The organism is Erwinia endophytica, from assembly GCF_009295515.1.
GTDB classification, from domain to species: Bacteria; Pseudomonadota; Gammaproteobacteria; order Enterobacterales; family Enterobacteriaceae; genus Erwinia; species Erwinia endophytica.
Map to the genome: position 1 here is coordinate 225,763 of NZ_RQVV01000053.1, position 24,343 is coordinate 250,105.

Sequence of the window (24,343 nt, forward strand, 5' to 3'; positions counted from 1 at the left end):
AAATGTTCTCTAAGTGCTAACGTCTTTGTGATATCCGGGAACCGTTCGAGCTAGTTAACGGTGCGCCAGGCGCCAATAGCCGGATCGGCAAGGTCTGCATGCAGGTCATCAATCAGCAGCACATTAATTTTAATTTGTTGATCCACCACTGACTCCCAGGCCTTGCGCACTGCGTCTGCCTGGGTTTTCAGTACCGTTGGATCGCTAGCCAGATTTTTATCCATCTTTACCAGCAATGTGCCGTCAAATGACCAGACGTGCAAATCCGGATTAAATCTCAGCAGTAGCCAGCTGTTCGGCGCGTCTTTTTTGCTCACCACCAGACGCTGGTTGTTGGCGGCAACGATATCCAGTTCTCCGGGGGTGGGATGTAGGTTGCGCAGTGGGAACCCCGCGTAAAACTGCACGGCTATCGGTTGGGTTTTCCCGTTGACAGTCAGCGTGAGCTCGTTTTTTCCTTCCAGCCACCCTTCAGCCGAACAGCTCAGGTTTTTACCGTCCGGGATAAACAATGACTGCCCATTTTCATCCCACCAGGTACGAAAATGGCAACCGCCTGGCAGCTCGAAATACTGCAACGGAGCATTGCTGGCGGGTTGGGATAAATCCAGTGGTTCGGCATTGTAGGCCGTGGCGGCGGCAGTCGCGTCAGCGATGACAATGGGACGCCAATCCTGTGCTTTAGCCGCGGTACCGGTGGCCAGCACGGAACCGGTATCATTGGTCATCTGCCAGGGCAGTTCTTCCAGGTTATTGCACTGGTTTTGCAACAGATTACCTACGCGTGGCAGAAAGCTGGTGAGTACACTGGACTCCTCGTTTTTACCGGAAACGATGCGCAGATGCAGCGTTTCATTACACCAGTCCTTCGGTGCGTTACTCGCAACGTTATCGATATACACCTCCAGCGCCAGGCTGGGGGAATATACCACGCGATAGTCCTCAGCCTGTACGGCAGTTGGTATCAACAATGTGACAGTCGTGGCTGGCAACCAAAATCTCATAGCGTTTCCTGGTGTGAATCCCGCGGCGGTAGAAAACGGGCAGAATCCGCCATCGATTGTAATAGTGTTATATCCTGGGGCGAACCGACCCAGATCGCCACCGCACTCAAATTATCTTTTTCTTCGCTGTGGTTGATGGCTCTCTGCATCAGCACCAGCCATTCTTCAGGCGAATTAACCATACGTAATGCTTGTTCCATTTCTTCCTGCGTCAGACTGCACCAAAAGCCATCGGTACAGATCAGGAATGCATCGCCATCTTCCAGCGGAACCACCGGGCTGTAACTGACCGACGGAAGGCCGTCCACACCGAGTGCATTATAGAGTAAATTACTGTTAATTCCGGCATTATCAATACCTGCATCCCGCATTTGTTGTGCCAGGCTGTGATCCTGGGTTACCGAATGAATAAACCCCCGGTGAAAGTGATAAATGCGGCTGTCACCTGCGTGCGCCCACCATGAACGCTGCAAGTCACGGTCAATAAACAGCGCGGCAATAGTGGTGCTCATGTGCTTGAAATCTTTCATATTGCGCTGTGCCTGACGTATCGCCAGATCAGCATTTTTCATCCAGCGAGCCGTGTCCCCTGGATTGATTGCTTCATCATCTGCCAGTTCAGACAGTAATGCATTCCGTGCTATCCTGGCCGCCACGTCGCCCCCAGCCGTTCCGGCTACGCCGTCACAGACCAAAAAACAGGCGCAATGTTCGCCCAATAATACACCGGTCTCATCCTGATTACTTTCTCGTGCTCCTGCCTGTGATGTCGCGGCATAGTTAATATTCATTCGTTCCCCGGCCGGTTCTGAGAATCTTTGTACTGGTTCACTTCCATGTCGTAGGCCTGCAGGAAGGCATCACCAAACAGTGTGTGGAAATCGTCTTCGATTTCTCCAGAAGTATTCTGGTAATGACGTAAAAAATAGTCCCACATGGCGGCTTTTTTATTTGCGCTCAGCCCCATGCGAGGTAGGTTGCCGTCACGTTTTGCATGATCTTCCAGTCGCTGTGGGTTAAACGATTGCAACATGGCGGCGATAATGGCGCGGATACCCGCGATCATGCCTAATTGATGGGCCTGCAAATCGACCAGTGCATCGCGCACCGCTTGCTCGGGCGGCATAAAACCCGGCATCTGGCTCTGATAGATCTGCATTAATACTGTCTTGCCGGAGGGCAGGATCTTGAACGGGTTGTTGGCTTCGTTGAGGATCATGGTCATCTCTGCTTTCACCCCACGTTTGAGAATCGAACGTGAGGAGAGTAGGGCGACCGTTCCCTGTGAAAACAGGCTTAGCATCCGGCCGGTGACGCGCATTTGTTCTTCGGTCAATTTCGTCTCCCTGGCATGGTTATCCAGCCCCATGCCTTCCATCAGCGCGGCGATCAGACGCTGTTCATTGTTTTGGGGAACGGGGCGTTCGGCAGACGGCGCATCATGATTAACCGGGTCGATACCCAGACGGGCATCGCTCTGGCGAACCGTGCGAGTGGTGAGTGGCTCAGGGGGTGGCGAATCGACAGGACGAACCCGAACGGCTTCCTGTTGGTGTAAAATACCCAATGGATCCAGTGGTTGCGTATCGTTATGGTTGAACAGCGTCAGTGGATCGACATGGCTGATGTTTTCGTCTGCTTCGCGTACCGGGTCGATAACAGCTATCTGATAATCGCCAATTTTCAGTACATCGCCATGCTGTACGACAACCTGATTGCCGCGCGCCAGTGGGACTGAATTATGCACGACAGCAATCACGCTGCCGTGGTTAGTCAGCCGGCATTCGCCATTACTGGCAACGTGAACCACCGCCTGCAGACGTGAAATAGTACGATCTGCATCCGGCAGGATCAGATCATTGTCCATACTGCGGCCTATGGTGCCGCCTGGTGGAGAAAATTCACAGGTGGTAACAGGTGCTTCGGTTCTGCTTTCAACAATGGTAAATCGCATGCACTTTTCCTGAAGCCAGGGCCATCAGGCCTGATAACTCTATTCAAACATTGGCGGATAGAGTCCATGTTGACCCGGTTGTGCCACTGCGGCCGGATCGAATAACTGCGAAAACAACTGTGCGGTCAGTTTGCCGCTGTGTTTGTGACTGGCAAGTGAATGGCCGTCACTTTGATTAGTCCACCAGTAGCTGGTGTATTGCATTGGGTCGAAACGCATCGCTACCTCGCGCCAGGACAGGGTACAAGGGAGGTTTTGATAACCGATGACATCCATAATATCCGAGCGGCCAGTATCCGGTAGCGACAGGGGCGGCAGGGCCTGTAACTCATGTTCCAACTGCTGGGCAGAAAAAGGGGTGCTGACAGCACGATACAGCGCCTCTCCCAGTTGTTGAAACCAGTCGCCAGAAACCGTTAATTGCGCCGGGTGCCAGAGGCTGGCTGGCACACTTTGTAGCGCGAGTAGCGGCCAGGCGCGCCCCACACGGTCATGGGACGGTAGCAGGCAACCAATTTGCACTTGCTGCACGCCAAGGGTGGCCGGTAGAGCAAAGTTCCAGATCGGCGCGCGGCAGAACTGAGCGCAACCCCTTTCACTGTGGTTATGCCAGTGCGCCAGACCTGTCTGAAACCAGTTTGACCAGTTAGTGACAATGTCTTCAGAGAGTCGGCGTTGCAAAAAATCACCCGTGCCTGGCAACTTGCCGTACCAACCCAGCGCATTTTTCTCTGGCATCGTGAATTTCTCCGGACTAGTCATCGTCAGGCGAGGTCGGTTTTGATGCGGTCATCAACGAGGTACTGACTGCATGTTGCCGTCCCATATTATCCAAATTTATAGTCATTTTTCGCTTTATTAACGCATCCTCCCGCACGAAAGGCGAGGTCTGGATTTGCCGGTCCAGCAACTGGCTAAGGTGCGAGTCAATCTGTTGGAGCTGGCGGGTGGTGACGTTACCTGGCAGCGTACGTTGCAAATTCTGCATCACCCAACCGCGTAAAAACTCGCCGTCGTAAGTGCGTGGTTGATACAGCATCTGGTAAGCCCGCAGGGCATTACGACTGAAGTCACTGTCTTCGCCTTTATCATTACGCAGGGTGTCGGTAATGTTTTGCGCCACGCGAGGCAATAGCAGGTTTTTCAACGCGTTCTGATAAAAGCCCCAGGCCGCGTCACTAACCTGATCGCCACGGTACAAACCTCCGCGCATACTCAGCGGAGGATGCTTAAGGGAAAAACTGTCGCTTTGCGGTAAGTCGACCAGACTGTTTAAAAAGGGAAGCAGTTCCAGTATATCCCCGTGGTTATTGGCGGCCAGGCGTCGCGCTTGTTGGTTGACTGGCACCAGTCGGGTGGTAACTTGTTGTAAGTAGTGCTGATTTTTATAATAGCTGGTGGTCCACAATAGTGTGGCGGTAATCAGCGCCAGCCCGAGAGAAGCATAGCCAGCCCAGTGCAACAGGCGGTTACGATGCTCCCACGAGCGGTCGCTGCCGGCCAATCCTCTCTCCTGAAAAATCAGCTCGCTGAACAGTGAACGAATAAAATAACTCTGGCCCTTGTTGGCTGGGATAGGGGCGTTGCGATTGACGGTGTCCCAGTTAGTGATGAAAGGGTTTGAAGCCTGCGGCAATTGCAGCTTACGCGTCAGTTCACCCATAATGCGGTCAAAGGGCAATCCTTCCTGAGTACCGCTGGTGAAAAACAGCCCACGGACTGCCCAGGGGATTTCGCCGTTTTTCGCAGTGAAAACAATGTTGAGATATTCTGCCAGCAGCGGGCGTAGCGAGGCGAATTCCTGAGGAAACAGGAAGCTGTCTGCACGTTGGACCAGGTCGTTCTCGCGGGTCATTTTATCGGCCAGATCATGCTGTAAACGCAGAGTCAGATTGCTGAACTGTTGCTCAAACAACGTATTCAATGCCGGTTCGCTGTTACGCTCTGTTCCCCACGGGAAACTGAATCCCCAAATACTATCACGCTGACTTTTATCCAGTCTGGCGAAATAGCTCATAAAGCCTTTCAGCAGATCGGTTTTAGTCACCATCACATATACCGGAAAGTGGATGCCGGTTTGTTGGTGCAATTCGACCATACGCTGACGTAATGACGTGGCCTGAGCGTAACGTGCTTCAGCAGAGTCGCTCAGCAAATCGGCCACGCTGATAGTCATGATAACGCCATTGATCGGCTGGCGGGTACGGTAGCGCTTAAGCAGCGAGATGAACGTTTGCCATTCACAGGCATCCCTTGCGCGTAAGCTTTCCTGCAGAGTATAACGGCCAGCCGTATCCAGCAGCACGGCTTCCTCAGTAAACCACCAGTCGCAGTGCCGTGTCCCGCCCACGCCCCGTAGTGCGGTTTTTCCCATACTGTCACTCAGCGGAAATTCCAGTCCTGAGTTGAGCAGCGCGGTGGTTTTGCCCGCGCCCGGTGCGCCAACAATGATGTACCAGGGTAATTGATAGAGATATTGCGCGCTGAGACGCTGTAACCAGCCGTACTTTTTCTGTTGGCTGCCGGAAAACTGGCGTTTTCTCAGTATCATCGCCGCTTCGCTGAAGCGGGTGCTAAGGAGTTCTTCGGTGGCCGCCTGTTCGGCATGGTCCACATTATAACTCTGTAGGTTGTTCAGCAGTTTGCTATTAAACCATGCGCGGTAAAGGTGTGGGATCAACTGAAAGATGATCCACAGAAAGTAGCACATGCCGATGGCTATCTGGCGGTTTAGCTCGCTTTCCAGCCAGTGAGTATTGCTGAAGGTGATTTGCGGGCCGATAATCCAAATGAGTGCGGAGAGGGCGGTAATACCCAGAAAACTCCATAATAACCGGCTTAAGAACACAGTGGTAACAGTTGATGGCATCAGAAATCCCCCTTCTGGCTTCCCTGCACTTCCGGCGCAGGGAAGAGGATAATCTCAACCCGGCGGTTTCGTGCGCGGTTTTCTGGACTGTCATTGGGTAACAATGGGTTGCTGTCGCCACGTCCCTCGCTTCGAATCAGATGACCTGGCGTCTGCATCTGTTGCTGCATCAATGTGCTGATACTGTGTGCCTGAGCGAGAGAGTATTCATAGTTAGAGGCAAAGTGGCTTGAGTGTATATGCTGGTTATCGGTATAAACACTCACCAGCACTGTCCCTTTAATATTGTCGATAGCGCCAGAGACGCGGGTGATAATGGCGCGGCCTTCCGGCGTCAGATCGCTGCCGGAATGACTGAACAGCTTATCGCTGGAGATGATGACTTTACTGCCGTTGATGCGGTCGGTCACGTCCAATTGTCGGGCCGTTATCAGATCATCCAGTCGTTGGCGGATATCCAGCAGCGCCTGGGTGGCGGTGTTGCGCTTATTGATGTCGAGTTTAGGGAGTGGGATTTGCCAGATTGATCGCAGTAACGGTTCGGCGGAATTACCCAGCCGCCAGTTCAGAGTGGAATAAACCAGGCAGGCAATAAAAGCCGTGACGGTGAGACAGGCCCAGAGTGGAATGGGAGGACGCCATAGCGTGTTCTGAGCTGAGGGCTTCAGCGCTTGCGGTGCCATAGTGGGTTGTTGTACGCCTCGGGTATCGCTGATTAATTGTGCGAGACGGCTACGGATCGCGTCGCATTGAATACGTCCTTGCTCTATCGCGCGATAGCGTCCCTCGAATCCAAGCAACAGGCAGTAGTGGATCACTTCCAGTAGCCACAGATGCTGGGCTGGCGTCTGTGAAATCCGCGAAAGTAACTGGAAGACTTTTTCTCCGCCCCAGCTTTCATTGTGGAAAGTGACCAGTAGTCCGTTGCCGGACCAGACTCCGCGAGTGCCCCATGGCGTCTGCGCGGCGGCCTCATCCAACGCACTGCACAGGCAGTAACGCGCGCCGATAATCATATCGAAAGGTAAACCGGCTTGCTTGCTGCGGATTTCAAACTGGCGGATCTCATCGACCAGTTGTTGGCGCAGACCGCTGGGGTCGTCATGCGTGGCTGCCAGACGAATTTGCACGATGGCATTCAGCAATGGCGCGGAAGCGGCAAGTAATGGGTTCTCTTGGCCGGCATTGATAGGAATGCCAGCAGGGGATTCCAGGGTCATCAAACTTTACTGTCTCTACAGTGCGGCACTTGCCGGGCCTATTCAAGGATCCAGGTTGCAGTATCGTTGTTGCGACAGGCTTTACTCTGTCCACCAACGTCGACGCAAACTTTTTTGGCATTGGGATTTTTACGTACTCGCCGACGATCACGTTTCACCGTGTCATCATATTGAGAGGCGACTACGCCAGCTTTAGGCGACACGTAACCCAGTAATTGCTCCTGGTCCACGTCTGCTATTGCCAGCCAGTGGTTTTCCACCTCACCCAATACGGTAAACGGCTTGCCATTGTTCAGGTGACGAATTAATTTACCGCCAAAATCCGGCCGATTCATTACTGAAGCATTGTATAGCGCACGGTACGTTTCGTTGATCGGTGTAAAAGATTGCGGGGCTTGCACGGCATGACGATGTGTCAGCTGTATGCCATCCACTTCCGTTGTGACAAGAGTATCATCGGTAACTGGAGGAGGAGGGGCCTTACATCCTGCAAGGGTCATGACAGCCAACAGAGTTAACGCGACGCTTATTTTCACTTTGATCCTCGTGAATTTAATCAGTGAGTCTTATTGTCCATGAGAAAACCCACTCTTACGCAGCCGACCGCAGGAGAAATGCGGATTCTGCGCATAAAAATCATTCAATTTTACAGAAAGATAAATATAGCGTCAGTTTACATGACGCTTTTAAGAATGGGAACCATTGTGGCATGTGACTCAGCATGTTAATGACTGTCCGGAGTGTGGCAAAAGCGTTCACCGATGTTGGCAAGATAGTGTGGTCGATAACCAGCAAGTGAATATTGCTTTAGTCAAAAGGCGGTTCCTCTATCCTGATTATTCATTGCCCAATCGACCAATCAGTCCGGCAGCCCCCAGCGTATGGCCTTTCAGTCGACTCAGCAGCTCATCTCGGGTCAGTCCTTGTTGCAGGTTGTTGACAGGTAAATCGGTGGCAATCAATGTAAAAATATAGTGATGTTGGCCACCGCCCTGTGGTGGGCACGGGCCATAATAGCGGGTGGTGCCGGGCGTATTTTTACCACCGGTATAGTCTTTCCCGTTGCTCAGTTCATTCTGTGCGAAACGGTTGCGCTGGGAGGGAATGTTGTAAGCCACCAAATGATTTACGCCGAGCCCTTTCGCGCCGGTCGGATCGACAATCGTCAGGGCAAAACTCTTTGTTCCTTCCGGTGGGTTATTCCAGCTTAAGGCGGGAGAAATATTCTCGCCCGTACAACTGGTATTCCCCTTTGCCGCACCGCCAAACTTTTTAGCCAGCACGCCATTGTCATTAAAATCAGGGGACGTGAGGGTGAAAACGGGGGCTGCGCTGACAGCAGAAGTGCTCAGTAACAGAGCACAAGACAGCAAAGTTTTCTTCATCATCAGTAGGTTCCTGTTAGCAAAGATCAGGGCAAAGCATGAGTCATAATGACCCGATACGCCAGCGTGTTGTTACACCGGAAGGCAGCCCAAACATCACGGATGACGGGGTGCCTCCCCCACGCCAAAAGTGTTAAGCTGGGTTTGTCTCAAATTTGTGAGCTATCTTACATTTATATACCCGAAACCATTCGGGTAGGACAAAAGTGCCAATATCATTTTGAATAGTGCCAGCGCAGGACTCAAAGGAACGAGGCCATCAGGCCGAATTATGCGGTCTGCCTCAGTAACGGAAACTGACAGTGCGCCTGCGACTTGTCGAATGACGAGGATGTAGCGAATGCCGATTTGTCAGTCGGTCATTAATGAGGTTATGAGAAGAGTTCATCCACTATCGCCACTTTTTTACGGCAGTCTGATGCTGTTAGCCGCTTCTGCACAGGCGCTGACGACGGACGCTGGCGTTTCAGATGCGCCTTTTGACGATCCAGCCCGTTTCACCAGTCAGTTGCCCAACCTTGGCAGCAGTAACGCAGAGTCCGATACCGCGACTGAAAAACGCCTGGCGGAAGCGGTTAAAAGTATTGGCGAAGCCAGTATGAACAGCGATGACGATAAATCCCTGGGTAAAAATGCGGGGCAGTGGGCCTTTAATCACTTCCGTGATGAAGCGGCTCGTCGGGTAGAAAGTGAGGGCAAAGATCTGCTTTCTCCCTATGGTTATGCCAACCTGTCACTGATGGTGGATAATCACGGTAATTTTGACGGTACGTCTGCTCAGTTACTTACACCGTGGCAGGACAATGGTCGTTACCTGACCTTTAGCCAGATCGGTATTTTGCATAGTGATTATGGCCTGGTCGGCAATGCTGGTCTGGGCCAGCGTTGGCTGGTAGGCGACTGGCGAGTCGGTTACAACGCGTTTGTTGATGAGTTGTTTGAATCGAATCGGCAGCGTGGGTCGCTGGGGGCTGAAGCCTGGAGTCATTTCCTGCGCTTTTCAGCTAACTATTATCAGCCATTTTCCGGCTGGAGTGACTATTCCGCCGATGCCCAGATGCGTATGGCGCGCGGCTATGATATCACCACCCAGGGGTATCTGCCGTTTTACCAGCAACTGGGCGTTTCGGTTAGCTATGAGCAGTATTACGGCGATAATGTCGATTTGTTCAACAATGGTACCTGGGACAATAATCCCTCTGCTATTGAGCTGGGCGTTAGCTATACCCCCGTGCCATTGTTTACCCTGAGCGCCTCGCGGAAAACCGCGAATACTGGCGAAACCCAGAATCAGTTTGTACTGAAAATGAATTACCGGCCAGGCGTGGCGTTGAGTAAACAGTTGTCGGCTGATAATGTCGCGGAGGCGCGTTCACTTAGCGGTAGCCGCTACGATGTGGTTAACCGCAATAACTCGCCGGTGATGGCGTTCCGTCAACATAAAACGCTGTCGGTGTTCCTTGCCACGCCGCCGTGGCAGGTGCAACCGGGTGAGACCTTGCCGCTTAAACTACAGATCCGCAACAGTAATCCCATCAAAGCGATCAGTTGGCAAGGGGATACGCAGGCGCTGAGCCTGACGTCTCCGTCAAATAAAACCGATACTCAGGGCTGGAGTATTATTATTCCGGCATGGAATAACTCGCCAAACGCCACGAATGAATATCGCCTGTCGGTGACGCTGGAAGACAGTAAACAGCAGCGTGCGACCTCAAACTGGATCACCCTGAAGCTGGTATCGCCGATGACGCTGCAAAATACCCCGGATAATCAATTCGATTTGATGGCTCCCTGACCGACAGGCTGAGCACATTACTGCCATTATCTCTTTCAGTCTCTCTTTTAGTCGCGAATGACCCGATACAATAGCGTCTACTGGTCTGACCTTGCCCCCGTTTTCTGCCTTTTTTCAGTGCGTCATGCGCCAGAAAGGTGCGGTAATTGCCTGGTTTTGTAGCCAAATTTCAGATGTGATCACAAAAGCATTATTTTGTTTCATCAATGCATAACTCTGCTTTTTTTTATTCTGCAATCCAGCCTGCATGATGGGTTTATTCACTTTTTATGCACTTTAAGTGAATGGGGCTCATCATTAACTTATTGATATTTATTAATAAAAAAAAATTTATGCAAATAAATGCTGGCTGGCATGAACCGTGCAATTTACAGTGGAGTTCAGATGAATCTTTTTATTAACATTTTTAAAACTTATTGATTACCTGTCAGTGGGCAGGACTAACGAGGCCGTCATGCAACCAGAAGTTACTCGCCAGAATTTTGATCAGTGGATGGTCCCTACCTATGCCCCGGCCAGTTTTGTCCCCGTCAGGGCGGAAGGCTCCACATTATGGGATCAGCAGGGTAATCGCTATATCGATTTTGCTGGTGGCATCGCAGTGAATGCGTTGGGTCATGCTCACCCTGATTTGCAGCAGGCGTTACAGCAACAGGCGGCAAGGTTATGGCATACCGGTAACGGTTATACTAATGAACCGATCCTGCGTCTGGCGAAGCAACTGATTGATGCGACATTCGCCGATCGAGTTTTTTTCTGTAACTCTGGTGCGGAAGCTAACGAAGCCGCACTGAAGCTGGCTCGTAAAGCTGCCCACGATGTGGTCGGCGAACAGAAAAGCGGTATCGTGGCGTTTAAAAATGCCTTCCATGGACGTACGTTGTTTACCGTTTCGGCGGGTGGGCAACCGGCCTATTCGCAAGACTTTGCCCCCTTACCCGGTGGGATCCAGCACGCTGTTTATAACGATCTGGCATCTGCTGCCGCATTGATTAATGATCAAACCTGCGCGGTGATTGTGGAGCCGATCCTGGGAGAGGGCGGCGTGATCCCTGCGGAGCCGGCCTTTCTGCGTGGTTTGCGAGAACTGTGCGATAAGCATCAGGCGTTGCTGATTTTTGATGAGGTGCAAAGCGGCGTGGGCCGTACAGGATCTCTGTATGCTTATATGCACTATGGGGTGACGCCGGATGTGCTGACCAGCGCAAAAGCACTGGGCGGTGGCTTCCCGATTGGCGCTATGTTGACCACGGAAAAATGGGGCAGCGTACTGGGGCCTGGCACTCATGGCACCACTTACGGCGGTAATCCACTGGCTGGCGCGGTGGGAGGGAAAGTTTTCTCGCTGATTAACCGCCCGGACATGTTAGCGGGCGTGGCGTTACGTCATCAGTGGTTTATGGATGGTCTGAACGACATTAACCAACGACTGCAGGTGTTCAGTGATATTCGCGGACTGGGGCTATTGATTGGCTGCGTGCTGAAGGAAGATTACAGCGGCAAGGCGAAATGGTTTAACCAGGCGGCGGCCCGCGAAGGTCTGATGATATTGATTGCCGGCGCCAGCGTGGTGCGTTTTGCGCCGTCGTTGATAATCAGTGAGCAGGAAGTGAAAGAGGGGCTGGTTCGTTTTGAAAAAGCGTGCCGGGCGGTGATGCGCGGGAGCGGATTATGATGTTCATTCGTCCTGCCAGGCATGATGATCTTGCTCAGTTGATGGTTCTCGCCGGGAAAACCGGCGGGGGACTGACTTCTTTGCCCACCGACAGTGCCACGCTGTCAGCGCGAATCGAGCGTTCGATTCTCACCTGGCAGAATGCGTTGCCACGGGCAGAACAGGGCTACGTCTTCGTACTGGAAGACGGAGCAACGCATCAGGTGGTGGGCATTTGTGCCATTGAGGTCGCCGTGGGATTGCAGGAGCCGTGGTACAACTTCCATGTCGGGACCCAGGTTCATGCTTCAAAAGAACTCAACGTCTATAACATCTTGCCGACGCTCTCGCTGAGTAATGACCACACGGGTTGCAGTGAACTGTGTACTTTGTTTCTCGATCCTGATTACCGCAACGGCAAAAATGGTTATTTGCTGTCGAAATCCCGTTTCCTGTTTATGGCCGCATTTCGCCACCGCTTTATGCAAAAAGTAGTGGCTGAAATGCGCGGCTGGATCGATGAGAAGGGATGTTCACCGTTTTGGGAAAGCGTCGGCAGCCGTTTTTTCTCGATGTCCTTCAGCGCCGCCGATTACCTGTGCGGCACCGGACAAAAATCATTTATCGCTGAGTTGATGCCAAAGCACCCGCTGTATATCGCCTATCTGTCGGCGGAGGCTCAGCAAGTGATCGGTAAAACACATCCGCAAACGGCACCCGCCCGTGCCGTGCTGGAGGCGGAGGGATTCAGGTACCTGAATTATGTCGACATCTTTGACGGCGGCCCGACGCTGGAATGTGATATTGATCACGTACGGGCGATCCGCAAGAGTCGCTTGTTGCCGGTAAACATCGGCACTGAACCGCACCACAACCTGCCTTTATGCCTGGTCGGTAATGATCATTATGACGATTTTCGCGTCGTGTTGCTCAATGTCGATCCACATGGCGAGCACCTGACTCTCACCCAGGAACAGGCTGACATTTTACGCTGCGAACAGGGTGATCCCCTGCGGGTAGTGACGGTATCAAGTTCGGAGAAAAAAGCATGACGCACTGTATTAACGGACAATGGTTGACCGGTGGTGGGGATAGTTTCAGCAAGCTCGATCCGGTAAATGGCGCATTGCTGTGGCAGGGGAAAGCCGCCAGTAAGGAGCAGGTATCCTCCGCCTGTGCCGCGGCCCGAGCGGCATTTCCCGCCTGGTCTCGTCTTTCTTTCGCCGGGCGCCAGAGTATTGTGGAGAAATTTGCCGCGCGACTGGAAAAAAATAAAGAATCACTGACGGCAACCCTGGCCGAGGAAACGGGCAAGCCACGTTGGGAAGCGGTGACTGAAATTCAGGCGATGATCAATAAAATTGCCATTTCGATAAAAGCTTATCATGTCCGTACCGGTGAAAGTCAGTCCGGGGACAGCGCGCTACGCCATCGTCCTCATGGCGTTATGGCTGTTTTGGGGCCTTATAATTTTCCGGGGCATCTGCCGAACGGTCATATTGTGCCCGCACTGCTGGCCGGTAATACCGTGGTCTTTAAACCCAGTGAGTCGACGCCGGCGATTGCGGAAAAAGTGGTCCGCTTGTGGCTCGATGCCGGCCTGCCAGGCGGCGTGTTGAATATGGTGCAGGGGGGCAGTGAAACAGGACAGGCGCTGGCGCAAGAACAGCAAATTGACGGCCTGCTGTTTACCGGGAGCGCCAGTACGGGCTATCAGTTGCATCGGCAGTTTGCCGGGCGACCAGACAAAATACTGGCACTGGAAATGGGCGGCAACAACGCGCTGATTGTCGACGACCCTGCCGATATTGATGCGGCGGTGAATGTGACCATCCAGTCTGCTTTTATTACCGCCGGTCAGCGCTGTACCTGTGCCCGTCGGCTGTTGGTGAAGCGTGGCGCGACAGGGGATGCGTTTCTTACCCGTCTGATTGAAGTGGCGGGGAAAATCCGTACCGGACGCTGGAATGACGAACCGCAGCCATTTATGGGCAGCGTTATCTCTTTAGCGGCGGCGGAGCGTATCTTTAACGCGTGGCAGGCGCGGGTTGACGCGGGGGGGAACGTGCTACTGCCCATGCGTTGGCCAGAGCGGAACAGCGCGATCCTGACGCCAGGAATTATCGAATTCACCACGCTTAATCATGTGCCAGATGAAGAAGTTTTTGGCCCGTTACTGACCGTTATCCGCTATGACGATTTTGACCAGGCAATCCGTCTGGCGAACGCTACGCGTTATGGTCTTTCCCTTGGCCTGCTCTCTGCTCAGCGCGAGCTGTTTGATCGCCTGCTGGTTGAGGGGCGCGCCGGGATCGTTAACTGGAACAAACCGTTGACCGGCGCGGCAAGCAGTGCGCCATTTGGCGGGATTGGCGCATCCGGTAATCACCGGGCCAGCGCGTTTTACGCCGCCGATTACTGCGCATGGACGATGGCTTCGTTGGAAAGCGACGATCTGAGGTTGCCGGTGACTTTAGCGCCAGGGTTGGATTTCAGTTGGTCGGGAGATGAACAATGACTGCCTGCGAAGCTAACTTTGACGGTCTGCCAGGGCTGACGCATCATTACGCGGGTCTCTCATTTGGTAATGAGGCGTCCACCCGGCATCAGCATCAGGTTTCTAATCCAAAGCTTGCCGCTCAGCAGGGATTGCTGAAAATGAAGACGCTGGCTGATGCCGGTTTTGTACAGGGTGTTATCCCGCCACATGAGCGCCCCAATGTGGCAATGCTGCGGCAGATTGGTTTTACTGGCAGCGATGCGCAGGTGGTGGAAAAAGCCTTCCGCCAGGCGCCGCAATTGCTTTCGGCGGTCAGTTCCGCTTCGGCGATGTGGGTGGCTAACGCGGCTACCGTATCTCCTTCCACCGACAGTGCCGATGATCGGGTGCATTTGACCGTAGCGAACCTGAACAATAAATTCCACCGGGCGATGGAAGCGCCGACCACTGCCGCTTTACTGCGGGCCATTTTCCACGATTCAAAGCACTTTGCTGTGCACGATGCGTTGCCGCAGGTGGCGATGTTTGGTGATGAAGGTGCGGCGAACCATAATCGCTTCACCCATGCATATGGTGAGCCGGGAGTACAATTGTTCGTTTATGGTCGTGAGGAGGGCGGTTGTAGCCAACACCCGCATCGTTATCCGGCCCGGCAGACTCGCGAGGCCAGTGAAGCCGTGGCTCGCCTGCATCAGCTTGACCCGCAGAGAACCGTCTTTGCTCAGCAGAATCCAGCGGTCATCGATCAAGGGGTATTTCACAATGACGTGATAGCGGTCAGTAACCAGCAGGTTTTATTCTGCCACCAGCAGGCGTTTCTGCATCAGCCAGAACTGCTGGCGACACTGCGGGAAAAAATACCGGGTTTCACGCCAGTTGAAGTACCAGACAACCGTGTCAGTGTAGCCGATGCTGTCTCGACCTATCTTTTCAACAGCCAGTTACTCAGCAAAGCTAACGGCAAAATGCTGCTGGTGCTGCCGGAAGAAGCGCGTCAGCATCCGGGGGTCTGGCGTTATTTATGCTCGCTGGCGGAGAGCGGCGGCATGATTGATGAGCTGAAGGTTTTCGATCTGCGTGAAAGTATGTGCAATGGTGGTGGGCCAGCCTGCCTGCGCTTGCGTGTGGTGTTAAATGACGAGCAACAAGCTGCGGTTAATCCTGCGGTAATGATGAATGATCAACTGTTTGTCACGTTGAACCACTGGGTGGAAAAATACTACCGGGATCGTCTGTGTTATGAGGACCTTGCCGACCCGCAATTGCTGCTTGAAGGCAGGGAAGCACTGGACGAACTGACCCAACGGCTAAACTTAGGTAATGTTTATCGCTTTCAACAGTAAACACGGGATCCAATACGTGTTGTGTTACCCTGTGACGTACCTTGTGGTATTGAGGTCAAGCCGACATTCATAACAAGGAGAATCCATGCAGGATTTCTTGAATCAAACTCTTTCCGGAAAGCCGCCAGCGCAGTTTTCAGGCCACAATGAGCACCTGAGCTGGCAGTGGCTGGATGAAGGGATCCTTGAAATGACCCCGCTTAACGCGTCATCACTGGCGCTGGTTATCTCCGCAGGCATTCACGGTAATGAAACGGCACCGGTTGAAATACTGAACGCGTTGATCAACGCATTATTAGCCGGGGAGCGTCCGTTACGTTCCCGGTTACTGGTGATCCTCGGTAACCCGCAGGCTTTGCGCGAAAATAAGCGCTATCTTCGTTATGACGCCAACCGATTATTTGGTGGACGCTGGCAGCAATATGAAGACTCACCGGAAGCACGACGGGCGTGGCGGCTGGAACAGGCGCTGGAAACGTTCTGGCAGGTGGGCAACCGTGACGAAGTCCGCTGGCATCTGGATTTACATACCGCTATTCGTGGATCCTGGCATAGTCGATTCGGCGTGATGCCGCTGCGCGAAACCCCCTGGCCGGAAGATTTTCTTCACTGGCTGGCCGCTGCCGGCCTGGATGCGTTGGTCTTTCATCGTGCGCCGGGCGGCACGTTTACCCATTACAGTGCCCAACATTTTAGTGCAGCCAGTTGTACATTGGAACTGGGTAAGGCGCGGCCGTTGGGTTGCAATGACCTGGAGCAGTTTACTGCGGTGCGTGATGCGCTGGCGGCTGTATTGTCAGGCGAAGTGCTGTCTGAACCTGCCGCTCAGCCGGTGCGTTACCGGGTCTCGCAGCAGATTACTCGTCTGTCGGAAGCGTTCAGATTGCATATGAGTCATCGCACGCTCAATTTTACCGCTTTTCCACAGGGGACCTTGTTGGCGGAAGACGGGGAAAAACGTTACTACGTGCAGCAGGCGAGGGAGTACATTCTGTTTCCTAATCCTGATGTTGCTTTGGGGCAACGCGCGGGACTCATGTTGGTGGAAGATAATGTCCATAATGAGGCGACCGGTACGGGCTGATTCTGCCGGGTGGTCGGGTCGTGAGATGTTTATTTTGCCATCATCAATATTTTCAGCCGTTATTATTTGGGGTAATCTGTCAGAATGGTTTATTACCCGCCAGAAAATCTGTTGGATGTTTACTCTATCTTTCCGGAATCTTATCGAGTATATTACATTGCATCGTCGTTTTTGTATTAATCGTTTTAAATTCATATCCTTTTGCAATTTTTCACTATAATCTTCCCATTCTCTCCATGATTGCCGTGTTTTTGTCTTTTATGCTTTCAGGGATTTACTCAGTCTCTGAGTACTTGACGTTTCGTCGCATAAACTTATTTACGACTTTGCGACAAAGAGTCGCTAGTGAGCAAAATAAGTTTCAATTCAAGGATAATATTATGCGTAAATTAACTTCTCTTGTTGTTGCTATGACTCTGGCCATGGGGGCGGCAAATATCGTTCACGCCGCCGATAACATCACGCCGCCGCCAGCCGGTAAAGACAAAGCCATGATGCATAAGCCACCGCATCACCCAGGTCCGTTTGCCATGTTTGAAGGTCTGAAGCTGACTGAGGCGCAGAAACAGCAGATGCATGCGATCATGAAAGACGCTCACAAAGACATGAAACGCCCTTCTCCGGAAGAGCGCCGTGCATTGCATGACATTATCGCTTCTGATGCCTTCGACCAGACGAAAGCCGAAGCGCAGGCCAGCCAGATAGCGGCAGACAGCAAGGACCGTACACTTAACATGCTGGAAACGCAGAACAAAATGTACAATGTCCTGACGCCTGAGCAGAAGAAGCAATTCAATCAGAATTTTGAAAAACATTTGACCGAAAAGCCGCAGCATGAAGGTAAAATGCCACCTCCTCCTGCAGAAGACTAACCGTTCGCTGTCAGACTGAATTGAGACCGCCGATGTTGTTCACCTGTTGTGGACAGCCTCGGCGGTTTTATTTATGGTGCCGGTTACTATTGGGGCGGGCTATTTTTTCCAGAAATCGTCGAAGACGGTAATCGGTGGTCGGCGTTTGTGTTCCGTTTTCAGATACCAGCCCTCAATAATTGTACTGGCCTTGGCATCAATGGTCTGGCCTTCGAGATAGCGGTCGATCATCTCATAAGTCACCCCCAAGGCCACTTCATCCTGTAATCCAGGGCGGTCATCCTCCAGATCGGCTGTGGGGTGTTTGAGGTATAAATGCTCAGGGCAACCCAGTTCTTTCAACAGTTTTTTACCCTGGCCTTTATTCAGGCGAAAGATTGGGTTGATATCAGTGCCGCCATCACCGTATTTAGTGAAGAAGCCGGTTACCGCCTCAGCCGCATGATCGGTTCCCACCACCACACCAGCCGTCATCCCCGCAATGCTGTACTGGGCCTTCATGCGTTCACGCGCTTTTTCATTGCCGCGGATATAGTCTGACAGGATGATGCCTGCGTCACGCAACGCCTTCTCACTGGCGAGCACCGCTTCTTTGATATTAACGGTCAGCACGCGATCCGGCTTAATAAAATCAATCGCGTCCTGGCAATCCTGCTCGTCAGCTTGCACACCATAGGGCAGGCGTACGGCGATAAACTGTAGGCTTTGGTCACCGGTCTCGCTACGCAGTTCGCTGATGGCCATCTGGCTCAGCTTACCGGTCAGGGTCGAGTCCTGGCCGCCGCTGAGGCCAAGCACCAGCGTTTTGATAAACGGGTAGGTTTTCAGATAGGCTTTGAGAAACGCAACGCTGGTCTGAATTTCCTGCTTCACGTCAATGGTGGGTTTCACACCCAGCGCTTTGATAATTTCCTGTTGCAGAGCCATTTACCTCTCCTCAGATTCAGTGCCTGCCCGGACAGGGCAATGGCGAAAACATCTGCTGTAAAACTAACTCGCCAGGCGTGAAACAACAAGATTCAATGTTGCTGATTGCACGCCCTTTACTGATTAATCAGTCGCTTTCGGTTTTTTTGTCAGCAGGATAAACATGGTGATTGCCAGCAAATAGCAACCGAAGATCGTTGTGGCCATGGTCAGTACCGAGGTGCCGCCAATCCCGGTGATCGGCACTGAAATTCCGCCCAGTGTAAACATGGACACGCCCAGCACCGCAGACGCGCTTCCCGCCCGTTGCCCCTGGCTTTGCATCGCCAGTGATGCCGCCACCACGCCAACCGCACCATTACTGGCTACACTGAAGAACAGCGTCACCAGCACCAACGATAGTTCAGAATGACTCAGTCCGGCGATTAACAGGCTGGCTGACGAAATAAACGCCAGGGTCAGCGCGCCCTTCAGTACGCGGTACTCACCCCATACCGAACTGAGTCGCGCACTGGTTTGCGAGGCAATAATCAGACCGAGGCCGTTAGCCGCGAAGCAGAAGCTGAAAGCCTGCGGGGAAAGGCCATAAATCTGTTGTAGTACAAACGGCGAGGCCCCGATATAGGCGAACATGCCCGACATCATAAAGCCCTGTGTCAGGCAGAAGCCCATAAATGGCCGGTATTTTACCACCTGGCCGAGGGTGGCCCATGCGGAAAAAATACTGCCCTGACTGCGTCGCTCAGCAGGGAGCGTCTCATGCAATTTCATCTTCGCCAGAACAAACAGCAGTGCGGCGATGGCGGCGATAACCACAAACAGTCCGCGCCAATTGAACAGGGCCATCAGCACACCGCCCATTACCGGGGCGGCAATCGGTGCCAGGCCGTTCACCAGCATCAACAACGCAAAGAAGCGGGTCAAATCATGGCCACTGTACATATCGCGTGCGATAGCGCGTGACAGTACCGCACCGCCAGCGCCGGATAATCCTTCGAACAGGCGGGCGAGTAGCAACTGATGGATATTCTGCGCCAGTGCGCAACCAACGGAGGCGATCAGTAACAGAACCAGTGAGATCAGCAACGGACGGATACGGCCATACTTGTCACTCATTGGCCCGAAAATCAACTGGCCGCCGCCGAGGCCAATCAGACCAGCAGTCAGACTAAGCTGAGCAGTAGCGGTGGGAACGTTAAGGTCTTTGGCCAGATCTGGCAGCGCCGGGAGATAAAGATCGGTGCAAAGCGGCCCGAGTGCGGCCAGCAGGCCGAGTGTAATGGCATAGCCAAGACGATGGTGATGAGCAGGCGTCATTTTTCCTCTGTTTTAAAAAGGAGATCATTGAATTGTTGATAGAGGGCACACAGGCGTTCCGCTGATGCTTTTTGCGGCGTCAGACGTCGCCATGATGTGCCTTCCGTGAGTACCGCCAGTACTTCCACGCAGGCACGGATATGCTCATCACTTAATTGTGGATACGCGCGTTTAAAATTTGAACAAGCGTGGGTGAACATACGGTTATCGGCCTCAATCATCATCGCCGCAACCACTGGGTTACGGGTCGCTTCGGCGGCCACTTCCATCATTAGCGCTTCGTCATCCTCGTTTAGCGCGAGTCGCCAGGCCAGCATCTCTGACATATTAATCGCAGCGGTCTTTTCCATATGTGCCAGACGGGCATCAATGATGCGTTTAACGATCTCTTCGATAATCGCATCTTTATTGGTGAAATAACGGTAGATTTGGCCAACGCTGAGCCGGGCTTCAGCCGCCAGTTGCGCCATACTGGCTCCGTGAAAGCCTTCCTTGCGAAAGCAGCGACGACCCGCTGCAATGATCTCATCCTGACGCAGGCGATGACGGGCATCGCGGGCTTCATTTGGCGCGCTCATGGTTACCTCACGCTTGTACTGTATTCGCCATCAGGACATCGTGTGCGCATGCCCATGCCCTAAACTGAGAGAGAATGTTCATTCTCAAATGATGTTATTATAACGGAGTCACCCATGTTCCTGTAGGGGATTTTATACGTCATAAAGTTGATTAATCTACCTTTATGCTTCAGGCTTACAAAGATATGGATAACAATGAGAGGAATAAAAATATGAAGAAGTTAATGGGATTGATTGGTGCTGCAGTGGCTCTGTCTGTTTTATCTGGCTGTACAGCCTATGATCGCGCTGAAAGCTATGTGACAAAGCCGGTGGTACAGGATGTGAAAAAGGGGATGACCCGGCAGCAGGTTCGTGATATTGCCGGGCCACCCGCGACTGAAATTACCATGGTTTATGCTCGTGGTACCTGCCAGACTTATGTGTTGGGCGAGCGTGATGGTAAACAGCAGACTTATTTCGTCAGCTATAGTGATACTGGCCGCGTCATGAACTATGGCTTCCAGAGCTGCAAAGAGTACGATACCGATCCGCAATTATCTCATTGATCTACGGCGGTATTTAAAGACAAACGGTCACTTAGATGTCATGCCAGCCAGTAAAGCAACTGACTGGCATTTTTCTGCGCTTTCGGATACATCCAGGGCCGCTCTCGTAAAGGCCCTTTCTCTTCCTGTTGGCAGTTTCACCCTCTTAGGCATATTCTCCAGATGCTCCATCAATTATCTTGACACTGACCGGTTACCCCGAATTATTTACAGAGCGGTATCTCGCTATGCGAATAGTTTTTGTTAAATCAAAACTTTTCCTACGGGGGCAGGGTTACACCATCGTTTCTTGTAATCACCAGACATAAAACCATAAGAGAAATTTAATGTTTTACGCATCTTATACGCTTCAGCATTCAGTGAGGCCAAATTTCGCCACATTAAAATAGTCCCCAGTGAATTTATATGACTATCCTGCCGGTATCCAATGTTGATGAAGTCCACAAAAAAACCGCTTTTGCTGTTAACAGACAACAACAACTGAATACCTATCGCTTCATTACCAATGAACATCACGTCACCTTTGAAGTTAGCGTGAAATTCATTAAAGAATGATCTGTTGATTGTCTGATCTGATACTTCCTTTTTTCGTCTCGAAAAAAATAATGTTTGATATATATCGAAAATTTGGTCACCTGACATTTTGTCTACTGACAAAAAACTCCCACCAGATTTTAAAAAATTCCGAATTTCTCTTTCGCGTGTGGTAATCGTCTTTTTCGAGAAGTCTGAATTAATATTTTTTGCGAAGGCAGCGGTCCTTTTGCTTAACAAGCCATAAGACGTGTTGATGAAAATTTTATTTTGCAGAGGATGTAGGCACTTTGATTTAAAAGGCATGATCACTTTGCTTTTTAAATCCTGACTAAATGGCAGGTAAATTGATGTTGCTGGAACCGGTAGATGGAGAATACTCCTGTTCCGGTTCTTAATGTCATTTGCAATCCAGCCATGATCAACGCAAACACTACCAAGTGTTATTCCCTTCTTTTTGTAGGAAAAGAACCTAAGCGGTGCACCATGCCGTAACATAAACGATAGAAATTCAGGTGCAGACTCACAATTATAGCCATATTCTAGACATGAATATTTATAATCGCTGAGTGAGCACTCATCCCAATTTAGAACCTTTGCTATTAACATAATCCATATGTTCATTCGATCCTTCGATTCGCCGATCATACCATAAGGAAAAGTCTTCTACCAAGGTGGTCGATAAGGAGCGCTATCAATGTGAGTGAACATGAAGTCAGGAAGTCCAATTCTCCAGATAACAATAAAACCCCCTGTCAGCGTGTTGCTCACAGGGGGTGGGGACCGTCTCATTAATCAGAAAACGATCAACATTTCCGTATTCTTACCCAAGCTCAGGGTCAGCCAAACGCTCCTTAACTGACGGACATTATACCTGGGTGACTTTTTTATGTGCTTATTTATTACAAGCCCGATGGGCGTGGTACTTCCAGATAACGGCCATCGATATCACGACGATAATAGTGACCATCCTGCACATAGAATCGCTCACCGTTGTAGTCAAGCGCGTGCATATTTCCGCTGGTATGTTCAACCGGAGGCTGAACCACAACATAAGTATTGTCGTTCTGGCGCTGGTAGTAATTACCGTTTAGCGCGTAATAGGTGAGGCCACCGATAATCACCGCTGCCGCTGCTTCCGGCAGGAAAGACAAATGCCCTGGACCATGTCCCCCATCCGGTCCCGGACCTGGGCCCCAGCCACCTGGTTGTGCGGAAACCAGCGTGGGTGATAACAACATCAAGGCGAACAACGTACTCGTCACCTTTTTCATACAGTTTCTCCTGGTCTCCTGGTTCTGACTGAGGGTAACATTACTCCGGAGCAGCCAAAATACAAGGGGCAACGGCTTCCTGTTGTCCGTTGCTTACAGCGTTTAACGTATTCTTAACCTGTCCTGCATTATCCCTTTCAGATTGCGTCCTGATGCGAACGGACTGTAAACCCTTGTGGATCGACAGACAGTTTTTTTTCCGGCTGGAGCAGGGTCATTGCTATCATGCTGCCAAATGCGATAGCGGCCGTGGCGCTGAACATCGCGTTATAGCCATAATGCTGCGCCAGCCAGCCGCAGAGCATCGGAGAGATAATCGAAGCCAGATTGGCAATGGCTAAAGTGATACCGCTATAGGTGCCGACGGTGGATTTTGGCGTAACGTCAATCACCACTGACCAGTAAACATTGTTCACCAGCGCGTTGAGTGCGTTGCCCAGCGTCATCATCAGGATTATCCCGGTGGCTGATGGCATCCATGGGATCGCCATAAAGCACAGCGAAGTCAGTAACAGTGTGACGGCGGCAAAAACGTTACGGGCCAGGCGCAGATTATTGAAACGTCTGAGCAGCGAATCAGCGATCCTGCCGCCCAGTAGCACGGTGAAGCAGGCGCCGCTCCATGGGATCATTGCGACGTACCACAGTGAGTGCAGGTCATAGTGGAAGTTATCCTGCAAATATTTGGGTCCCCAGGTCACTAACGTGAAGGTGACATAGAGAAAGGAAAAATAGCCCAACGCGTTGCAGACGAGGGTGCGGTTGGTGAAAAAACACCACCATGGCAAGCGCACGGTATGCGCGTTTTGTAACTGTCCCTGAGCTATCAGGGAGCGTTCGAACAGGCTGACACGTGGCTGTTGTTCCGGCGTATCGGTGAAAATGCGGGCGAAGAGCACCATCGAGGCCAGTGAGAAAATACCCAGCAGGATGAACATTACCCGCCAGTCAGCGGTCAGTAGCAGCAGGCCAACAGCAATTGGCGCGGTCAGCAACGCACCGACCTGCGTGCTAAGCAAGCCGATTCCCAGCGCGAATCCCCGTTCATTGTCTGGTGCCCAGTGGGCGATGGCCTTATTCATTAACGCGTAGGCCGGGCCTTCCGCAACGCCAAACATGATGCGCATCACCGCAAAGCCCATAATGGCGGAACCGCCAAACAACGCGATGCCCAGTTCGCCAGCCCAGGCGGTAGCCATCTCCAGTAATGACCAGAGAATGCCCGCTATCAACCAGACCTTTTTCGTACCCAGACGGTCAGCAAGGAAACCGCCGCACAATGAACCGAACAGGTAGCCAAAGCCAAAATAGCTCAGCACGACCCCAAGCTGTATTTTGCTGAAGTGAAACTCAGCCGAAATGTCATTTGCAGCAAACGATAGTGCACCGCGATCAATGTAATTAATCAACGCGATGAAAAACAGCATGGCGAAAATGCGATAACGGTAGCGGGTATCGCTGGCGGCAATGCTCATGGATAATCTC

The 24,343-nt window shown here is 52.0% G+C and carries 22 protein-coding genes; 8 read left to right on the plus strand and 14 right to left on the minus strand.

What is annotated here, in order from left to right:
* Nucleotides 1-50: 50 nt before the first annotated feature.
* The 8 genes from EH228_RS15725 to EH228_RS15760 form a co-directional block, all read right to left on the minus strand.
* Nucleotides 51-1,004, minus strand: coding sequence for a hypothetical protein (locus EH228_RS15725; RefSeq protein ID WP_152322557.1), 954 nt, complete (start codon nucleotides 1,002-1,004; stop codon nucleotides 51-53).
* Nucleotides 1,001-1,795 (minus strand): PP2C family protein-serine/threonine phosphatase, encoded by a 795-nt coding sequence (locus tag EH228_RS15730; protein ID WP_152322558.1) that lies wholly within the window; start codon nucleotides 1,793-1,795, stop codon nucleotides 1,001-1,003. The genes EH228_RS15725 and EH228_RS15730 overlap by 4 nt, the downstream gene beginning before the upstream one ends.
* Nucleotides 1,792-2,958, minus strand: coding sequence for a type VI secretion system-associated FHA domain protein TagH (tagH, locus tag EH228_RS15735; protein ID WP_152322559.1), 1,167 nt, complete (start codon nucleotides 2,956-2,958; stop codon nucleotides 1,792-1,794). Before tagH ends, EH228_RS15730 begins: the two co-directional genes overlap by 4 nt.
* 39 nt (nucleotides 2,959-2,997) lie before the next feature.
* A complete protein-coding gene (gene tagF, locus EH228_RS15740) occupies nucleotides 2,998-3,696 on the minus strand; it encodes a type VI secretion system-associated protein TagF (protein ID WP_152322560.1) in 699 nt (232 codons plus the stop codon).
* 16 nt (nucleotides 3,697-3,712) lie between these two features.
* A complete protein-coding gene (gene tssM / locus EH228_RS15745) occupies nucleotides 3,713-5,827 on the minus strand; it encodes a type VI secretion system membrane subunit TssM (RefSeq protein ID WP_152322561.1) in 2,115 nt (704 codons plus the stop codon).
* The gene (icmH, locus tag EH228_RS15750; protein ID WP_152322562.1) at nucleotides 5,827-7,047 is read right to left on the minus strand and encodes a type IVB secretion system protein IcmH/DotU; all 1,221 of its coding nucleotides are present in this window, start codon (nucleotides 7,045-7,047) and stop codon (nucleotides 5,827-5,829) included. Before icmH ends, tssM begins: the two co-directional genes overlap by 1 nt.
* 38 nt (nucleotides 7,048-7,085) lie before the next feature.
* A complete protein-coding gene (locus EH228_RS15755) occupies nucleotides 7,086-7,583 on the minus strand; it encodes an SH3 domain-containing protein (protein ID WP_152322563.1) in 498 nt (165 codons plus the stop codon).
* Nucleotides 7,584-7,883: 300 nt separating this feature from the next.
* Nucleotides 7,884-8,432 (minus strand): YbhB/YbcL family Raf kinase inhibitor-like protein, encoded by a 549-nt coding sequence (locus tag EH228_RS15760; RefSeq protein ID WP_152322706.1) that lies wholly within the window; start codon nucleotides 8,430-8,432, stop codon nucleotides 7,884-7,886.
* A gap of 373 nt (nucleotides 8,433-8,805) precedes the next feature.
* On the opposite strand from EH228_RS15760, the gene EH228_RS15765 reads away from it, so the two are divergent.
* The 7 genes from EH228_RS15765 (at nucleotide 8,806) to spy (ending at nucleotide 17,680) form a co-directional block, all read left to right on the plus strand.
* Complete coding sequence (locus EH228_RS15765; protein ID WP_152322564.1) at nucleotides 8,806-10,227, plus strand: YchO/YchP family invasin; 1,422 nt, start codon at nucleotides 8,806-8,808, stop codon at nucleotides 10,225-10,227.
* Nucleotides 10,228-10,681: 454 nt separating this feature from the next.
* Entirely contained in the window at nucleotides 10,682-11,902 is a 1,221-nt protein-coding gene (locus EH228_RS15770) for a bifunctional succinylornithine transaminase/acetylornithine transaminase (protein ID WP_152322565.1), read from the plus strand.
* A complete protein-coding gene (gene astA, locus EH228_RS15775; RefSeq protein WP_152322566.1) occupies nucleotides 11,899-12,933 on the plus strand; it encodes an arginine N-succinyltransferase in 1,035 nt (344 codons plus the stop codon). The genes EH228_RS15770 and astA overlap by 4 nt, the downstream gene beginning before the upstream one ends.
* Nucleotides 12,930-14,399 carry a succinylglutamate-semialdehyde dehydrogenase gene (gene astD, locus EH228_RS15780; RefSeq protein WP_152322567.1) on the plus strand — a complete coding sequence of 490 codons (1,470 nt, stop codon included), beginning with the start codon at nucleotides 12,930-12,932 and terminating at the stop codon, nucleotides 14,397-14,399. Before astA ends, astD begins: the two co-directional genes overlap by 4 nt.
* Nucleotides 14,396-15,724 carry an N-succinylarginine dihydrolase gene (gene astB, locus EH228_RS15785; RefSeq protein WP_152322568.1) on the plus strand — a complete coding sequence of 443 codons (1,329 nt, stop codon included), beginning with the start codon at nucleotides 14,396-14,398 and terminating at the stop codon, nucleotides 15,722-15,724. Before astD ends, astB begins: the two co-directional genes overlap by 4 nt.
* An 85-nt stretch (nucleotides 15,725-15,809) precedes the next feature.
* On the plus strand, nucleotides 15,810-16,808 hold the full coding sequence (gene astE / locus EH228_RS15790) for a succinylglutamate desuccinylase (RefSeq protein WP_152322569.1): 999 nt from the start codon (nucleotides 15,810-15,812) through the stop codon (nucleotides 16,806-16,808).
* Nucleotides 16,809-17,188: 380 nt separating this feature from the next.
* Complete coding sequence (gene spy / locus EH228_RS15795; protein WP_152322570.1) at nucleotides 17,189-17,680, plus strand: ATP-independent periplasmic protein-refolding chaperone Spy; 492 nt, start codon at nucleotides 17,189-17,191, stop codon at nucleotides 17,678-17,680.
* Between the two features lie 99 nt (nucleotides 17,681-17,779).
* On the opposite strand, the gene nadE is transcribed toward spy, so the two are convergent.
* From nadE to EH228_RS15810, 3 genes are all read right to left on the minus strand, one after another.
* Nucleotides 17,780-18,607 (minus strand): ammonia-dependent NAD(+) synthetase, encoded by an 828-nt coding sequence (gene nadE / locus EH228_RS15800; RefSeq protein ID WP_152322571.1) that lies wholly within the window; start codon nucleotides 18,605-18,607, stop codon nucleotides 17,780-17,782.
* Between the two features lie 123 nt (nucleotides 18,608-18,730).
* Nucleotides 18,731-19,924 carry a multidrug effflux MFS transporter gene (locus EH228_RS15805; RefSeq protein WP_152322572.1) on the minus strand — a complete coding sequence of 398 codons (1,194 nt, stop codon included), beginning with the start codon at nucleotides 19,922-19,924 and terminating at the stop codon, nucleotides 18,731-18,733.
* Entirely contained in the window at nucleotides 19,921-20,502 is a 582-nt protein-coding gene (locus EH228_RS15810; RefSeq protein WP_152322573.1) for a TetR/AcrR family transcriptional regulator, read from the minus strand. Before EH228_RS15810 ends, EH228_RS15805 begins: the two co-directional genes overlap by 4 nt.
* 212 nt (nucleotides 20,503-20,714) lie before the next feature.
* Here EH228_RS15810 and osmE point away from each other — a divergent pair, with 212 nt between their 5' ends.
* Nucleotides 20,715-21,050, plus strand: a complete 336-nt coding sequence (gene osmE, locus EH228_RS15815; protein WP_152322574.1) for an osmotically-inducible lipoprotein OsmE — start codon at nucleotides 20,715-20,717, stop codon at nucleotides 21,048-21,050.
* 243 nt (nucleotides 21,051-21,293) lie between these two features.
* Here the strand turns inward: osmE and EH228_RS15820 are convergent, their stop codons facing one another.
* The 3 genes from EH228_RS15820 to EH228_RS15830 all read right to left on the minus strand — a co-directional run bounded on the left by EH228_RS15820 (nucleotide 21,294) and on the right by EH228_RS15830 (nucleotide 24,333).
* Entirely contained in the window at nucleotides 21,294-22,208 is a 915-nt protein-coding gene (locus EH228_RS15820; RefSeq protein WP_240116309.1) for an antimicrobial resistance protein Mig-14, read from the minus strand.
* A 278-nt stretch (nucleotides 22,209-22,486) separates the two neighbouring features.
* Nucleotides 22,487-22,858 carry a DUF6515 family protein gene (locus EH228_RS15825; RefSeq protein WP_152322575.1) on the minus strand — a complete coding sequence of 124 codons (372 nt, stop codon included), beginning with the start codon at nucleotides 22,856-22,858 and terminating at the stop codon, nucleotides 22,487-22,489.
* A 137-nt stretch (nucleotides 22,859-22,995) separates the two neighbouring features.
* Entirely contained in the window at nucleotides 22,996-24,333 is a 1,338-nt protein-coding gene (locus EH228_RS15830; RefSeq protein WP_152322576.1) for an MFS transporter, read from the minus strand.
* Between the last annotated feature and the right edge of the window lie 10 nt (nucleotides 24,334-24,343).

What these genes read in the sequence shown, in the direction of transcription:
- EH228_RS15725 (WP_152322557.1), bottom strand. Translation starts at nt 1,004, where the DNA reads ATGAGATTTTGGTTGCCAGCCACGACTGTCACATTGTTGATACCAACT.
- EH228_RS15730 (WP_152322558.1), bottom strand. Translation starts at nt 1,795, where the DNA reads ATGAATATTAACTATGCCGCGACATCACAGGCAGGAGCACGAGAAAGT.
- tagH (WP_152322559.1), bottom strand. Translation starts at nt 2,958, where the DNA reads ATGCGATTTACCATTGTTGAAAGCAGAACCGAAGCACCTGTTACCACC.
- tagF (WP_152322560.1), bottom strand. Translation starts at nt 3,696, where the DNA reads ATGCCAGAGAAAAATGCGCTGGGTTGGTACGGCAAGTTGCCAGGCACG.
- tssM (WP_152322561.1), bottom strand. Translation starts at nt 5,827, where the DNA reads ATGCCATCAACTGTTACCACTGTGTTCTTAAGCCGGTTATTATGGAGT.
- icmH (WP_152322562.1), bottom strand. Translation starts at nt 7,047, where the DNA reads ATGACCCTGGAATCCCCTGCTGGCATTCCTATCAATGCCGGCCAAGAG.
- EH228_RS15760 (WP_152322706.1), bottom strand. Translation starts at nt 8,432, where the DNA reads ATGAAGAAAACTTTGCTGTCTTGTGCTCTGTTACTGAGCACTTCTGCT.
- EH228_RS15765 (WP_152322564.1), top strand. Translation starts at nt 8,806, where the DNA reads ATGAGAAGAGTTCATCCACTATCGCCACTTTTTTACGGCAGTCTGATG.
- EH228_RS15770 (WP_152322565.1), top strand. Translation starts at nt 10,682, where the DNA reads ATGCAACCAGAAGTTACTCGCCAGAATTTTGATCAGTGGATGGTCCCT.
- astA (WP_152322566.1), top strand. Translation starts at nt 11,899, where the DNA reads ATGATGTTCATTCGTCCTGCCAGGCATGATGATCTTGCTCAGTTGATG.
- astD (WP_152322567.1), top strand. Translation starts at nt 12,930, where the DNA reads ATGACGCACTGTATTAACGGACAATGGTTGACCGGTGGTGGGGATAGT.
- astB (WP_152322568.1), top strand. Translation starts at nt 14,396, where the DNA reads ATGACTGCCTGCGAAGCTAACTTTGACGGTCTGCCAGGGCTGACGCAT.
- astE (WP_152322569.1), top strand. Translation starts at nt 15,810, where the DNA reads ATGCAGGATTTCTTGAATCAAACTCTTTCCGGAAAGCCGCCAGCGCAG.
- spy (WP_152322570.1), top strand. Translation starts at nt 17,189, where the DNA reads ATGCGTAAATTAACTTCTCTTGTTGTTGCTATGACTCTGGCCATGGGG.
- nadE (WP_152322571.1), bottom strand. Translation starts at nt 18,607, where the DNA reads ATGGCTCTGCAACAGGAAATTATCAAAGCGCTGGGTGTGAAACCCACC.
- EH228_RS15805 (WP_152322572.1), bottom strand. Translation starts at nt 19,924, where the DNA reads ATGACGCCTGCTCATCACCATCGTCTTGGCTATGCCATTACACTCGGC.
- EH228_RS15810 (WP_152322573.1), bottom strand. Translation starts at nt 20,502, where the DNA reads ATGAGCGCGCCAAATGAAGCCCGCGATGCCCGTCATCGCCTGCGTCAG.
- osmE (WP_152322574.1), top strand. Translation starts at nt 20,715, where the DNA reads ATGAAGAAGTTAATGGGATTGATTGGTGCTGCAGTGGCTCTGTCTGTT.
- EH228_RS15820 (WP_240116309.1), bottom strand. Translation starts at nt 22,208, where the DNA reads ATGAACATATGGATTATGTTAATAGCAAAGGTTCTAAATTGGGATGAG.
- EH228_RS15825 (WP_152322575.1), bottom strand. Translation starts at nt 22,858, where the DNA reads ATGAAAAAGGTGACGAGTACGTTGTTCGCCTTGATGTTGTTATCACCC.
- EH228_RS15830 (WP_152322576.1), bottom strand. Translation starts at nt 24,333, where the DNA reads ATGAGCATTGCCGCCAGCGATACCCGCTACCGTTATCGCATTTTCGCC.